The organism is Chryseobacterium sp. UYP7, assembly GCF_056279225.1.
Genome location: NZ_JBWBQW010000001.1, coordinates 605,178 through 620,017 on the forward strand (window position 1 = coordinate 605,178; position 14,840 = coordinate 620,017).

At 37.4% G+C, this 14,840-nt stretch carries 13 protein-coding genes; 1 reads left to right on the top strand and 12 read right to left on the bottom strand.

The genetic code is table 11. The features are described from left to right. The first annotated feature begins 10 nt into the window (after nucleotides 1-10). On the top strand, nucleotides 11-355 hold the full coding sequence (locus ACZ9HT_RS02865; RefSeq protein ID WP_476038926.1) for a hypothetical protein: 345 nt from the start codon (nucleotides 11-13) through the stop codon (nucleotides 353-355). A gap of 30 nt (nucleotides 356-385) precedes the next feature. On the opposite strand, the gene ACZ9HT_RS02870 is transcribed toward ACZ9HT_RS02865, so the two are convergent. From ACZ9HT_RS02870 to mraY, 12 genes are all read right to left on the bottom strand, one after another. Continuing rightward, nucleotides 386-1,900, bottom strand: a complete 1,515-nt coding sequence (locus ACZ9HT_RS02870) for a GH3 auxin-responsive promoter family protein (RefSeq protein ID WP_476038927.1) — start codon at nucleotides 1,898-1,900, stop codon at nucleotides 386-388. Between the two features lie 237 nt (nucleotides 1,901-2,137). After that, nucleotides 2,138-2,548, bottom strand: coding sequence for a BrxA/BrxB family bacilliredoxin (locus tag ACZ9HT_RS02875; protein WP_476038928.1), 411 nt, complete (start codon nucleotides 2,546-2,548; stop codon nucleotides 2,138-2,140). A 300-nt stretch (nucleotides 2,549-2,848) separates the two neighbouring features. Then, nucleotides 2,849-3,295, bottom strand: coding sequence for a GatB/YqeY domain-containing protein (locus ACZ9HT_RS02880; RefSeq protein ID WP_476038929.1), 447 nt, complete (start codon nucleotides 3,293-3,295; stop codon nucleotides 2,849-2,851). 73 nt (nucleotides 3,296-3,368) lie between these two features. Next, nucleotides 3,369-5,207 carry a cell division protein FtsZ gene (ftsZ, locus tag ACZ9HT_RS02885; protein ID WP_476038930.1) on the bottom strand — a complete coding sequence of 613 codons (1,839 nt, stop codon included), beginning with the start codon at nucleotides 5,205-5,207 and terminating at the stop codon, nucleotides 3,369-3,371. Between the two features lie 18 nt (nucleotides 5,208-5,225). After that, entirely contained in the window at nucleotides 5,226-6,596 is a 1,371-nt protein-coding gene (gene ftsA, locus ACZ9HT_RS02890) for a cell division protein FtsA (RefSeq protein WP_476038931.1), read from the bottom strand. Nucleotides 6,597-6,715: 119 nt separating this feature from the next. Next, complete coding sequence (locus ACZ9HT_RS02895) at nucleotides 6,716-7,747, bottom strand: cell division protein FtsQ/DivIB (RefSeq protein ID WP_476038932.1); 1,032 nt, start codon at nucleotides 7,745-7,747, stop codon at nucleotides 6,716-6,718. After that, a complete protein-coding gene (locus ACZ9HT_RS02900) occupies nucleotides 7,748-8,266 on the bottom strand; it encodes a hypothetical protein (protein WP_476038933.1) in 519 nt (172 codons plus the stop codon). After that, entirely contained in the window at nucleotides 8,266-9,633 is a 1,368-nt protein-coding gene (gene murC / locus ACZ9HT_RS02905; RefSeq protein ID WP_476038934.1) for a UDP-N-acetylmuramate--L-alanine ligase, read from the bottom strand. The genes ACZ9HT_RS02900 and murC overlap by 1 nt, the downstream gene beginning before the upstream one ends. Before the next feature lie 180 nt (nucleotides 9,634-9,813). Further along, nucleotides 9,814-10,920 carry an undecaprenyldiphospho-muramoylpentapeptide beta-N-acetylglucosaminyltransferase gene (gene murG / locus ACZ9HT_RS02910; RefSeq protein WP_476038935.1) on the bottom strand — a complete coding sequence of 369 codons (1,107 nt, stop codon included), beginning with the start codon at nucleotides 10,918-10,920 and terminating at the stop codon, nucleotides 9,814-9,816. 40 nt (nucleotides 10,921-10,960) lie between these two features. Continuing rightward, nucleotides 10,961-12,190: an FtsW/RodA/SpoVE family cell cycle protein gene (locus tag ACZ9HT_RS02915; protein WP_476038936.1), complete on the bottom strand. Its 1,230-nt coding sequence runs from the start codon at nucleotides 12,188-12,190 to the stop codon at nucleotides 10,961-10,963. Nucleotides 12,191-12,247: 57 nt separating this feature from the next. After that, complete coding sequence (murD, locus tag ACZ9HT_RS02920; protein ID WP_476038937.1) at nucleotides 12,248-13,573, bottom strand: UDP-N-acetylmuramoyl-L-alanine--D-glutamate ligase; 1,326 nt, start codon at nucleotides 13,571-13,573, stop codon at nucleotides 12,248-12,250. 7 nt (nucleotides 13,574-13,580) lie between these two features. Further along, nucleotides 13,581-14,822, bottom strand: coding sequence for a phospho-N-acetylmuramoyl-pentapeptide-transferase (gene mraY / locus ACZ9HT_RS02925; protein ID WP_476038938.1), 1,242 nt, complete (start codon nucleotides 14,820-14,822; stop codon nucleotides 13,581-13,583). Nucleotides 14,823-14,840: the final 18 nt, after the last annotated feature.

The window sequence follows — 14,840 nt, forward strand, 5'->3', positions numbered from 1 at the left end:
ATAATACATTATGAAAAAATATTTCTTATCAGCAGCGGTAATCGCTTTGTTTTTAAACAGTTGCAAACAGTCTGAAACGAAGATCGAAACTTTAGAAAATCCCGATGGAAGCGTTACAACAAAGACTGTTGAAACTCAGAAATCGACCGCATTTGATTCTGCAAAAATAAATTCTACGGTTGATAAAGCCAAAGAAAAACTGACTACTGCAGGAGAAAAAATCGACGTAGCCGCGGATAAAATGGGCGATAACCTGAAAAAAGCAGGTGAAGACGTAAAAGATGCTGCGGCGAGAGGTGCAGAAAAAGTCGAGAAAGGTGCTGAAAAAGCGAAGGAAGATCTGCAGAAAAAATAATAGTAAATCCGTTGATCATCAACGGATTTTTTATTGGTTCATTTTTAATAGTGGATCAATATATTCCCGGTCGTTGCTAAGTCGTGGAACTTTATTTTGTCCTCCCAATTTGCCGCGTTCAGCCATCCACTGGTAAAAAAGATGAGGTTTTGCAATATGAACGATGGGCTTTTTTAAAGTAATGTCATTATAACGTTTGGCTTCGTAATCGGAGTTGATGGATTTTAAATGACCGTCGAAAATTTCTGTAAAATGGTTCAGATCTGCTGGCTCTTTTGTGAATTGAAAGATCCATTCGTGAGCACCGCCTTCACCATCAGTCATAAAAACGGGAGCTCCCGTAAAGTCGGAAACGCAGGATTCTGTGATTTCGCAAGCTTTCGTAAGCGCGGTTTCTACATTGTCGATCATCAATTCTTCCCCAAAAGCATTAATAAAGTGTTTGGTTCTGCCGGAAATTTTTATTCTAAAGGGTTTTAAAGAAGTAAATCTTACCGTGTCACCAATTAAATAACGCCACAATCCACTGTTCGTCGTTATTACCATTGCGTAATTTTTACCGATCTCTACCTTTTCTAAAGGAATTGCTTCTAAATTTTTAGGATCAAAAGTTTCCATAGGAATAAATTCGTAGAAAATTCCGTAGTCGAGCATGAGCAACATTTCATCGCTGCCGTGTTGGTCCTGGATTCCAAAAAAACCTTCAGACGCATTATATATTTCGTAATAATTAATGTCTTTTCCAATGAGTTTTCGGTACTGTTCTTTATAAGGTTTAAAGCTGATTCCGCCATGAAAAAACACTTCCAGATTCGGCCAGAGTTCAGCAATATTTTTATTGCCGGTTTCGGCTAAAACACGTTGCAGCAAAACCATCATCCAACTGGGAACACCTGTGAAACTCCCGACATCTTCATTCTTAACTTCAGAAATAATGGCTTTCAACTTGCTTTCCCATTCCGACATAAGGGAAACTTTTTTACTTGGAGTCGTTGTAATTTCCACCCAAAAAGGCAAATTTTCGATAATGATCGCGGAAAGATCACCAAATTTTGTATTGAAATCTTTGTAGAGTTCGGAACTGCCGCCAAGTCTTAAATTTTTATTGAGGAAAAGGCAATTGTCGGGATGATTGTTAGCATAAATTGAAACCAGATCTTTGCCTGCCTTAAAATGACAATCCGCCAGACTTTCATCGGATATGGGAATAAATTTACTTTTGGCGTTGGTCGTGCCCGAAGATTTAGCAAATTTTCGGATGTAGCCGGGCCAGCTGATATCCGGTTTTCCCTGTCGCGCCTGTTCAATGTAAGGTTCAAAATCTTCGTAGGTAACGATGGGAATATTCCGACGGAAATCGTCGTAGGACGAAATGGTGTTGAAGCCATGAACTTTACCATAATCCGTGTTTTCGGCTTGATAAAGTTGAGAAAGTAAAACCCCGTTTTGCGTCTCGATAGGATGGTTCATGAAATTCTGAATCTGATCGATCCGTTGTCGAATAAAGTAATTAACCACCGTATTGAAAAGCGCTTTCGTTGCCATATAGACAAATATAATATTTTTCAGTTAAAGACCTGTTAACTTCACACCAGTAAAGTGAAACGTATCGCATCGTAAACGACCTTGAAGGTTAAAAGATCGATTTTAAAATGCAAAATTTAAATTGAAATTTGGTTTGATTTTCAAACTAAACTGAAGAGAGAAGGATTTTGAAAAATAGGTTAAAAGAAAAATTCCGCCCTTTACAGAGCGGAATTTGTTTTGAACTAAAGGTTTAGTTTAGCAATATTCGTCATAAGCAGCCTGAAGGTTTGCAGCGATGGCTCCGGCTGGATTTCCTTCGATATGGTGTCTTTCTAGCATGTGAACCAGCTCACCATCTTTAAAAAGTGCGATACATGGTGAACTTGGTGGAAATGGTGCTAGAAATTTACGGGCTTCATTAACCGCTTCAACATCAAAACCTGCAAAAACAGTTGTTAAATGCTGTGGTTTCTTTTCGCCCGCCAAAGAAAAAATTGCTCCCGGTCTTGCTGCTCCCGCTGCGCAACCGCAAACAGAATTGATCATTAAAAGAGTTGTTCCTTCTTGCTTAATTGCGTTATCTACAGCTTCTGAGGAAGTTAAATCCTGGAAACCTTTATCGGTAAGCTCTGCCTTCATTGGCATTACTAATTCTTCTGGATACATATTTATATTATTTTTGGTTTATTATTTTGACTCAATCTACTAAGAATATTTCTTTTGCAAATTTAAAACTTTTTCAATTATTGAGTTCATCTAAAGAAGTGATCAAAATCATTCCATTTTTCGATAATTGTCTTTTTGGCAGAAAAAACCCGGAAACATAAAATGCTCCGGGTTTCAATCAAATCGATATGCAAAGGTTGAATATCCGTTTCTTAGGGATGTCAGAAGTCGGATGACGGATGTTTGTTTTAATGATAATCAACATCAAGCATCAAGCATTAATCTTCCAGCATCCCGCGCTTAGGAAAGTAATTTTTTGGCCATGTCGGAAATACTTTTTCCATCGCTTTTTCCGGAAAGAGCTTTACCAGCCATTCCCATTACTTTTCCTAAGTCTTTGGCGCTTTCTGCACCTGTTTCGGCAATGATCTTCTTTATTTCCGTTTCTAACTCTTCCGCTGAAAGTTGCTGCGGAAGATATTTTTCAATGACTTTAGACTGCGCATCTTCCACTTCAGCCAGGTCGCTTCGGTTTTGGGCGGTAAACTGGTCGTAAGAATCTTTTCTCTGCTTGATCATTCTCTGTAAAATAGCAATTTCCTGTTCTGCAGAAACTTCGGCGCCTTTTGCTTCAGTTTTCAACATTAGGATTTGAGATTTTACAGCACGCAAAGCATCTAAAGCTACTTTATCTTTCGCACGCATTGCGTCTTTGATCGCATCTGTTATAATAATTTCTAAGCTCATATTTTTTAATTTGAAAATTTGGTGATGCAAATTCATTAGCACGTTAACAAATTAACACATTGTCACATTAATTTTAATCTACATCTTTGTTTAAGAATCTGTTTTCGCGAACCTGCATTCTGCCATCGGTTTCTGTTAAGAAATTGTTGATGGTTTGTTCGGAGGCTTTGCTCCCCTCCAAAACAATATTTTTACGTCGGAAGGCAGGGATGTTTGTAAAATCGCTTTCTGTGTCCGAAATTTGATATCGGGAGTTGAACTCTTTCAGTTTGTTTCTCCTTTCTAAAATTTTGTCTGATGAAGTTGTTTTTGTAATGAAGGTAAAATCATCTTCTGATTCAAATTTTGATAATTCTTCGTTAGTTTCCAGGACTTCTTCTTCCACCTTAATTTCTGTTTTCTGAACCGGTTGCGGTTTAATTTCTGCTTTTGGCTGCGGTGTTACAGCTTTTGGCTCCTCAATCGGTTCGTTTACGAAAAAAGTGAATTCGTTGGAGATTTCGTTAGAAAAATTAGTACTGGCTGGAGTCGGTTTTTTTTCTATTCTTTCTTCAGTTTCAAAGGTGAAAGATTCTCTTTCCAAAGATTCGGAAACCTCATTATTATCGAAAGAGAAAAGATTCATTTCATTCTCTTCTGCAGAAACATTAAATGTTTGATCCGGTTTTTCTTCTTCGTCCAGATCATAGTACCTTACTTCTGTAGGAGTTTCCTGCTCGATAAAAGAAGGTCTTGAGGAGGATTTTACTTTGAATTCCGGAGTATTTAAATCATCTTCATCATCTAAGATAAAAAGACTTTTCCTGTTGAAATCTTCTCTCGTAATTTCTTCCTTTTCCATTTTTTGTTTGAAGGGAGAGATTCTGGTCGGTTCCATAGAATCACCTAAAGAAAATTTGATTTTCTCCGTTGATCCTGCGTGCTTTTGATCTTCATTAGAAAAACCAGTTGCAATAACCAAAACGCTTACTGAATCGCCTAATTCTTCATCAGTTCCCACCCCGAAAATAATATCGGCAGTGTTTCCTGCTTCTTTCTGAATGTGATCCATGATAACTCCGATTTCGTCCATGGTTACTTCTTCGGAACCACTTCTGATCAAAAGCAATACATTTTTCGCACCTGTGATTTTGTTGTCATTTAATAGTGGAGAATCCAGGGCTTTCTTCACAGCGTCTTCTGCTTTGTTTTCACCTGAAGCAACTCCATTTGACATTAATGCGGTCCCGGAATTAGCTAAAACTGATTTTGCATCACGGAAGTCAATATTCACATCGAAATAACCGGTAATAACTTCAGCCATTCCTTTTGCTGCGTTCGTTAGAACTTCATCAGCTTTAGAGAAACCAGATTTAAATCCAAGGTTTCCAAACTGCTGGCGTAATTTATCATTATTGATGACGATCAGGGAATCAACGTTATTTCTTAATTTTTCTAAACCGATATCTGCTTGTTCCAATCTTCTTTTTCCCTCAAAACTGAAAGGAATGGTAACGATTCCTACAGTAAGAATTCCCATGTCTTTCGCCACTTTCGCGATAATTGGAGCAGCACCAGTTCCGGTTCCACCACCCATTCCGGCAGTGATAAAAACCATTTTGGTGTTTTGTCCCATTGCAGCTTTAATATCCTCGATGCTTTCTATCGCCGCTTTCTCGCCCACTTCAGGATCAGCTCCGGCGCCAAGACCTTCTGTAATAGCTAAACCAAGCTGAACTTTATTAGAAACAGGATTATTGTCAAGCGTTTGCGAATCGGTGTTGCAGATCACGAAATCTACGCCGTGGATTCCACGTTCGTACATGTGTTTCAAAGCGTTGTTTCCACCGCCACCAACTCCGATAACTTTTATAATTGATGAATTTCCTTTGGGTAAATCAAACGAAAATCCTTGTGTGTTCATATTTTCCATAGTGTTGTATTTTTTTAGTTATTCTACTTCTTCGAAGAATTTTTTAACGCTTTCCATAATTTTTTGTCCGATGGTGAGTTTATATGCTCTTTTTTCTACTGCTTGAGAATTTGCTGCTTCTTCAGTTCGAAATTCTGGAGATTCAGTCGCAACACTTTTTTGAGTTGGAGTTACTGCATCTTCTTTTTCCTTGACTTCTTCTGCGGGTTCAATACCGTTCTTCTTATCGCGGATCTTTAAACTTTCCATTAAAAGTCCGATGGATGTTGCGTATTCCGGACCTTTTAAATGTTGGTTTTTGTCGTTGGCAACATACTCATTCGCAAAACCAATTCTACTGTCGAAGCCAGTCGTATAATTGGCCAACTGGCGAAGATGACGAAGGTTAGAACCACCTCCAGTCAAAACAATCCCAGCGATTAATTTTTTCTTTTGTTCGAAAGCGCCGTAAGCTTTCAATTCGGTATTCACCATTTCTAAAATTTCTTCGACGCGGGCATTTACAACTTGCGCTAAAGTTTTTAGGGAAATTTCTTTATCCGGTCTTCCGTGTAAACCTGGAATGGTAACGAAAGTAGAATCTTTTTCCAGTTCCGGAACGGCAGAACCGAATTTAACTTTTAATTGTTCTGCATGTTTTTCAATGATAGAACAACCTTCTTTAATATCATCAGTAATAATTCCACCACCGTAAGGAATGACGCAAGTGTGACGAATAATGTTGTCTTTAAAAATAGCAATATCGGTAGTTCCACCACCAATATCTACGATGGCAACACCAGCTTCTTTTTCTTCTTTCGTTAAAACCGATTCGGAAGAAGCCAACGGTTCTAAAGTTAAAGCTTCCATTTCTAAACCAGCTTCACGAACACATCTTGCGATATTTCGAATGCTACCCATTTGTCCTACAACAACGTGGAAATTAGCCTCTAAACGTTTCCCGTGCATGCCTACCGGTTCCTGAATTTCACCTTCAGAATCGACTTTATATTCTTGAGGAAGAACATGAATGATCTCTTCACCCGGAAGCATTACTAATTTTTTAACCTGATCTTTCAGCTTCTCGATATCGTCTTCCGTAATATATTGATCAGGATTTTCCCTCATAATATAATCTGAATGTTGCAGAGAGCGAATGTGTTTGCCAGCAATTCCCACTGTAACTTTGTGAATAGGAACGCCGGAACTGGATTGCGCTTCTGCTACTGCGGCTTTGATGGACTGAATGGTTTGGGAGATATTATTCACAATACCTTTGTGAACACCCAAACTTTTTGCTTTTCCAACGCCGAGAATTTCAATTTTTCCGTGGGCATTTCTTCTACCAACAATCGTCACAATTTTTGTGGTGCCGATGTCGAGGCCTACTGAATACTCGTGATTTTCCATTTGTATGTCGATTTGATTTGATTTTTCTTTTTACTATCAAAGGATTTGATCCTTTACTTTGAAATGTCCAAAGGATTTTATCCTTTGCTTTATTTAGTCCGCACTTTGTGACTGCTATTTTATTCTATTTTAACTTTCGCTTTAGGCTTCGGTTTTACTGAAGTCTTTGAAGCAGAAGTAGTCGTTTTTTTAGGGGTTGAAGTTTTTGGCTTCGCAATTTCTTTCTTGACTGTCGTTTTCGGTTTTGTCGAAGTTGATTTCGCGGACGACACTTTTTTAGTAATCGTTTTTTTAACCGTCGGTTTTGGCGATTCTACTTTTGCGGCACTTGAACTGTTCTGTTTTGCAGCTTCTGCTTTTTTCTGAGCAATGATGGGTAATTTGGCCAATTCTTTATTTCCTACATTAATAATACTGTCATTTTCAGCAAAATTAGGATTGAGCGTTGTTACAATTTGATTGTCATACTTTACAGAGATCCGGGTATATTTTTCAGGTTGCTGATAAATCAAATATTTTTCGACAAAGGTTTTAAAGCCTTTTACTTTGAGATGAATCCTTTCTAAATCACCGATTTCCACTTTATAATTTCCCTGGCTCGTTAACAAATTGTAACCACCTTTTTCTTTTGATATCCCAATAAAATATCTTTTACTGAATTCGTCTCTGTCGATCTTGTCAACCAATTCCGCTAACTTTTTATATTCAGATTTTTGTACATCGCCTGTTACCAGCATGCAGGGGAACGAATAATTTGTCGAGATCGGAAACTCATTTCCTTTTCCATCCACATAAAAATCATTTCCATCTTTATTTAGTCTGAAGGCCGGAACCCGCTGTTTGATGTCTAGATTCAGGTTTCCATTTAAATTCAAATATACGTTTGCGCTGTCTACGGACGGGAGTTGGTTTAGTTTTTTCTCTAATTCCGGAATATCGATATCGCCAATTCTCTTGGTGGGATTAGATTTCTTTACCAGTTCTTTTACATCTTTTTCATCAATAAAGTAAACCGGATTTTTAGTTTTGGTCAAATTCACCGAAACTTTTTCCATGGGTTTATTATTGAATCTTTTCAACGAAAAACTCAGCAGGAATCCAAAGATGATCACTGTAATTAAAATTTTTAATATTCTGAATTTGTTCTTCATTTACCTTTTTTGACTTAATTTATTATCAAAGTTTTTTACTGTTTTTAACATATAACTTAAGTTTTCTTTGAGCTCCAGTTCATAATCCCAATCGTCAAGTTCTGTTTTTCCGTGACCCATCGACGGCATATAAAAGACTTTATTGTTTTTAATATAAAATTGACAATACCAGCCATATTCATTTGCTTCTTTATCTGTCCAGAATTCGGTTTGATAGGCATAAATCTTCTTTCCATTTTCCAATAAAAAATCATCTGAATAGGTGTAAGTAAGATCATCTCTTTGCTCATTCCATTCTCTGGAGAGTTTCACGACTATGTTTCCTTTTTTCTGATAAGAATATCGTATCGTTTTATCCTTCCCTTTCACATTAAATGTGTACTTCTTTACATTTTTATCGCTGTCTATTTTTTTTGAATAATTATCAATTCTTTTTATTTCTAATAGTTCTGCCTTGGACTGTGATAAAGCAATTCCAAAAAATAAAATCAATATTAACTGTAAAGATTTTAAATTCATCAGGCAGAACTTTTTTCAGTTAGCCACTTAATCACTGGATCAGACAACGTATCAATATCGCCTGCCCCAACTGTTAGAATAATATCAAAATCCTTTTCTTTTATTTTATTAAAGGCTTCGTCTAAAGTTGAAATCTCCTTTTTCTCTAATTTAATTTTCTCTAAAAGCCATTTTGAAGTAATACCTTCAAAATTCTCCTGTAATTCTCGCGCCGGATAAATATCAAGCAAGATCAATTCTTCTGCTTTGTCTAAACTTTCGGCAAAACCATCTGCGAAATCCCGCGTTCTGCTAAATAAATGGGGCTGAAAAACCACCAGTAATTTTTGATGTGGATAAAAAGTTTTAATCGATCCAATCACGGCATTTAATTCTGTTGGATGATGCGCGTAATCATCGATATAAATTTTACCATTTTCGAAATTGTGTTTTGTATATCTTCTTTTGATGCCTTTGAAATTGGCGATTCCCTTTTTTAATGATTCAAAATTCACTCCTAAATTATTCAGGATTGCAATTGCAACCGTCGCATTTTCTACATTATGAATTCCCGGAATTTCCCAAACGAAATCTTCAATCTCCTCATTCGGTGTGTGGAAATCAAAGTGAATTTTATCGCCTATCTCCCGAATATTATCGGAATAGAAATCGGCTTCTTCATTAACTGCGTAGGTTTTCGCTTCTCTTCCAATCTGAATTCCTTTTCGCACAAAAAGCTGATCACTTTCCGGAACCAGATCTGCAAAATCTCTAAATCCTTTTTCGATCGTTTCTTTATCGCCGTAAATATCCAGATGATCTGCATCTATTGAAGTTATTGCTGCCCAGTTTGGAGAAAGGTTTAAAAAACTTCTATCGTACTCATCGGCTTCAACAACAGAAATTTCATTTCCATTAAACAAAAAATTCGATTTAAAATTCTCTGCAATTCCTCCCAAAAAACAAAAGAAAGGTAGATCTGCTTCTTTACACAAATGCGCTACTAAAGAGGAAGTTGTCGTTTTACCGTGCGTTCCTGCGATTGCGATACAATTCGTGTTTTCGGTGATCATTCCGAGAACTTTCGCTCTTTTTAAAACGGTGAAACCATTGTCATTAAAATAATTGAGAATATCTAATTTTTTAATAGCGGGCGTATAAATGACAAGCGTATTTTCTTTGTCTAAATTTTTGATTTTATCGCTAATAATATCTTCAAAAACAATATCAATCCCTTCTGAAACCAAGATATTAGTCAGCTTGGTTACGGTTTTATCGTATCCCAAAACATGGTGATTCGAGGCCTGAAAATAGCGCGCCAAAGCACTCATTCCGATGCCGCCGATTCCTACGAAGTAGAAGTTTTGATAGCTTGTTAAAGGTTTCATTTTCGTGTTATTGATTGCGCCCTTTCAGGGCTTTCTATTATTGTTTTTTGTCAAAGTCAAAGGGTTTCGCCCTTTGCTATTGATTGCGCCACTTCGTGGCTTTCGTTATCATCTTTTTATTCCAAAGGGCTCCACCCTTTGCTATTGATTGCTCCCTTTCAGGGCTTGTTTATTTTTCGTTTATGAACTGATTTTTAATATTTCTAAAATCTCATTTACAATTTCTTCCGTTGCTTTTGGTTTTGCAAAAAAATTTAGATTTGCTGACATTTCTTTTCTTAAATTTTCATCCTCGCAGATCACTAGTAAAGTAGGCAGAAATTTTTCTTTCATTTCTGTGTCTTTTACCATTTTCGCTGCATTCTTTTCTACCAAAGTCAATGCATTTTTGGTTTGATGATCTTCTGAAGCAAATGGAAACGGCACCAAAAGCACGGGCTTTTTCGCCATCGCCAATTCTGAAATCGCAATCGCTCCGGCTCTGGAAACAATTATATCTGCTGCAGAATACGCTAAAGCCATATCGGAAATAAATTCCTTAATTTGGATGGGAGCTGAACTTTCAATACTTGATGATAATTCTTTAAAATCCGTTTTTCCGGTTTGCCAGATGAGTTGATAATCTTTGTTGTTGATTTCGTCTAGATTTTCTTTCCATCCGTTATTTAATGTTCGTGATCCTAAAGAACCGCCAACGGACAAAATGGTTAATTTATCTGGATTTAAACCTAATTTTTCTTTCGCGGATTTAGTTTCGATTAAATCTGTAATAATATTCTTACGAATCGGATTTCCAAGGAAAAAGGTTTTCGTTCCGTGGAAAAATTTCTCCATATTCGGATAGGCGGTGAAAACTGCTTTCGCCTTTTTAGACAGAAATATATTCGTTTTTCCGGGTAAAGAATTCTGCTCCTGAACAAAAATCGGAACGCCTAATCTTGAAGCTGTATATAAAGCAGGTCCGCTCGCAAACCCTCCTGTTCCAACAGCAAAGTCTGGTTTAAATTCTTTAATTGTTTTCTTCGCTTTTAACAAACTTGAAATGACTTTAAAAGGAAGATTTAAATTCTTTAATAAACTTCCACGGTCAAATCCGGCGATATTTAAACCCACGATTTTATAACCTGCCTGTGGAACTTTTTCCATCTCCATTTTTCCGTTTGCACCAATGAATAAAAATTCGGCCGTCGGAAATCTTTTTTTGATCTCGTCGGCAATAGCAATTGCCGGGAAGATGTGTCCACCCGTTCCGCCGCCGCTCATTACTATTTTTAAATTTTTGTTCATATAACTTTCTTTGACACGCTATAAATTACGTCTCTGCGATTTATGCGATATCGTTTATTTCTTCAATATTCTGCGTTTTACCCATGCCTTCTTCATCGTAAACCTGTATTCTGGAACTTACATTTAAAATAATTCCTAACTGGATATAGGTTACCAACATCGAGGTTCCACCGTAGCTGATCAAAGGCAACGGCTGACCGGTAACGGGAATCAAATTCACGGCGACGGCAATATTGACCGACAGCTGCACGAAAATCATTATTCCCAAACTGAGCACCAGCAAGCTTCCAAAGAAAGCAGGCATTTTACTGGCGATCATTACAATTCGTATGATCATAATGAGGTACAGCGTGACTAAAAATACGGCCCCAAAAAACCCATATTCTTCAACAATAATGGCAAAGATAAAATCGGAGGCAGATTGAGGAAGCATCTGTTTCAAAGCGCTTTTCCCAGGTCCCATTCCGGTAATTCCACCATGAACGATGGCGGCTTTTGCCTGCATTACCTGATAATTTTTGGCTTTTAAGGTTTCATCTTCAACGTCCGTAGTTTTTTTGGTATTGCTGAAGGTTTCCACACGACTCATCCAGGTGTGAACCCGATTATTTCCGATCAGATCTGTCTTTAAGGCTAAAAACATAAACATCCCAATTGCAACTGTGGAGATTCCCATGAAGCCGAGAATATATTTTTTATTCAGTTGCCCAATGATCATTACAGCCAGTGAAACCATCAAGATCATCAAAGCGGTAGAACCATTGTCTTTTGCAACAAGTCCAAAAACAATCATGACCGGTCCGAAAATGTAGAAGATGTTTTCTACAGGAAGCCGTTCCCTTTTTATTCTTTTAGTTAAATATCTGCAGAGATAGATCACAAGTAACAAATACGCAAATGATGAAGGTTGAAATGATATTGGCGTTCCCGGAATTTTTAACCACCGCGAGGCAGAAGCACCGTCGATCTTTTGACCTGTAAACATGGTTAAACAAAGAAGCAGAACCATTATTCCGAGTAAAATACTGCTGAGTTTTCCAATATGTTCGTATTTCAAAAAGCCGACTCCACGCATAATAGCCAAACCGAGCACCACGAAAAATAGATGCTTGATGAGGTGAGAAGTCGTGGTTCCGTTATTTACGATATATTCCAAATTTGAACTCGCGGAATAGACGGGAAATACAGAGAAGAACGAGATCAGCAAGACCACGCTCCAAAGTACTTTGTCGCCTTTTAAAAGTTCGAATTTGTTTTCTGTTTCCTGCATTTTGTTTGAATCGTTTCCGATTATATATTTTGAACATAGACAAGTCGCGACTTGTCCCTACTTTAATACTTCACTTTTAAACTGATTTCCACGGTCTTCGTAATTATTGAATAAGTCGAAACTTGCACAACTTGGAGAAAGTAAAACTGTGTTGCCTTTTTCTGCCAAAGATTTCGAAACTTTCACCGCTTCTTCCATACTTGATGTGCTGTAGATCAATTCAGTTTTATCCTGAAAAAAATCAATAATTTTCTGATTATCAAGTCCTAAACAAACAATCGCTTTAACTTTTTTCTTTACGAGATCTTCGATTTCGGTATAATCATTTCCTTTATCTACGCCACCAACAATCCAAATTGCGGGTTGTTTCATACTTTCCAGAGCATAGTAAGTCGCATTTACGTTCGTTGCCTTGCTGTCGTTAATAAATTTTACGCCGTTGATTTCTGCAACCTGTTCTAAACGATGTTCCACCGCCTGAAAAGTCATTAAAGAATTACGGATGCTTTCATTATTGATCTGTAAAATCTTTCCGGCAATTGAAGCTGCTAAACTGTTTGCAATGTTGTGATTTCCAACCAAGGACAGTTCATCGATCTTCATAATAAACTCATCTGCCAACTTTACCACCATTTTATTATCGTTGAGGTAACCGCCTTCTTTCAACTTTTCTTTCGTGGAAAAAGGGATCATTTTTGCTTTCACTTCTAACTTTTCCAAAAGACTCAAACTCATTACGTCGTCTTTGTTATAGATGAAAAAATTATCATTCTCCTGATTTTCGGTAATTCTGAATTTCGCTAAAGCATATTCTTCGTAATTATAATTATACTGATCTAAATGATCCTGACTTAAATTCAATAATAAAGAAATATAAGGTCTAAAGTTCTGAATATCATCTAATTGAAAAGAGCTGACTTCCAAAACATAATAATCAAAATTTTCATCTGCAACCTGTTTTGCAAAACTTTTTCCGATGTTCCCGCCCAAACCAACTTTTAGATCATCATTTTTCAAGATATGATAGATTAGCGAAGTGGTCGTCGTTTTACCGTTGCTTCCGGTGATCGCAATTATTTTTGCATCTGTAAATTCCGAGGCGAATTCAATCTCAGAGGAGAGTCTGATTCCTTTCTGATTTATTTTATAAATAATGTCTGCTTTCTTTGGAATGCCCGGAGATTTTATGATCCAGTCCGCGGAAAGAATTCTTTCTTCCGAATGTTGCCCTTCTTCAAACTCGATTCCGGCCTCAGACAAAAGTCTTTTGAAGTCCTCTTTGATCAGTCCTTTATCGGACAAGAAAACATCCATGCCTTTTTTCTTCGCTAAATAAGCTGCGCCAAAACCGCTTTCTCCGCCTCCTAAAACAACTATTTTCATATAATTTTTATCTTACCTTGAGGGTAATTAAACAAATAATCGCAAACAGTACACCCATAATCACCATTCGATTCACGATCTTACTTTCGTGGTACCCTTCTTTTTGGTAATGATGATGAAGTGGGGACATTTTGAACAATCTGTTATTCTGGGCATATTCTATCCCAAACTTTCTCTTTCTGTATTTAAAGACTGCAACCTGCGCAACCACGGAAATATTTTCGATTAAGAAAATTCCGCACAAAACAGGGATCATGAGTTCTTTTCTTAAGATAATTGCCAATACTGCAATCACACCGCCCAACATTAAACTTCCCGTATCACCCATAAATACCTGCGCCGGATAAGTATTATACCAAAAAAATCCAATAACAGCTCCGACCAGAGCGAGGGCAAAAATCGTCGTTTCACCCATATTGGGCAGAAACATAATATTTAGATAATCGGCGAAAATGATATTCCCCGAAACGTAGGCGAAAAAGGAGAGCGTCAACAGTATGACGACACTTGTTCCTGCGGCGAGACCATCGACGCCATCTGAAATGTTGGCTCCGTTTGAAACGGCTGTTACGATGAAAATTACAATAGGGATAAAAACGATCCAGGCCCATTCGTGCGCTTTTTCCGGGGTCATCCAGAATAAAAGACCACTATAATCGAACTCATTATTTTTGACAAAAGGCACGGTAGAAACAGTCGCTTTTTCCGTGGGCATAAAGTTAGTTTCAACGTTATTTCTATTGACTTCTTTGGCGTCTGCATATTTTCTTTTCACCGTAATATCTGGGTGAAAATACATCGTAACTCCTATAATTAAACCTAAACCTACCTGACCGATCACTTTAAATTTTCCGCTTAAACCATCTTTGTTTTTCTTGATTTTTTTTAAATAATCGTCGATAAAACCGATCGCACCCATCCATACGACGGACACGATGAGTAAAACGATATAAACATTAAATATTCTGGTGAATAGTAAAACCGGAATTAAAGTGGCTAGAATAATGATCAGTCCACCCATTGTTGGCGTGCCTTCTTTTTGTTTCTGGCCATCTAAACCCAAATCACGAACCAGTTCGCCCATTTGTCTTTTGCGTAGATAATTAATGATCTTCTTCCCAAAAACCAGAGCAATGATCAGGGAGAGCAAAACCGACATTCCTGCACGAAAAGAGATAAATCTGAACATACCAAGACCAGGAACGTGAATTCCGTGCGCTGTACAATATTCGTAGAAATAATATAACATTCTGTTTGGTTTACTGGT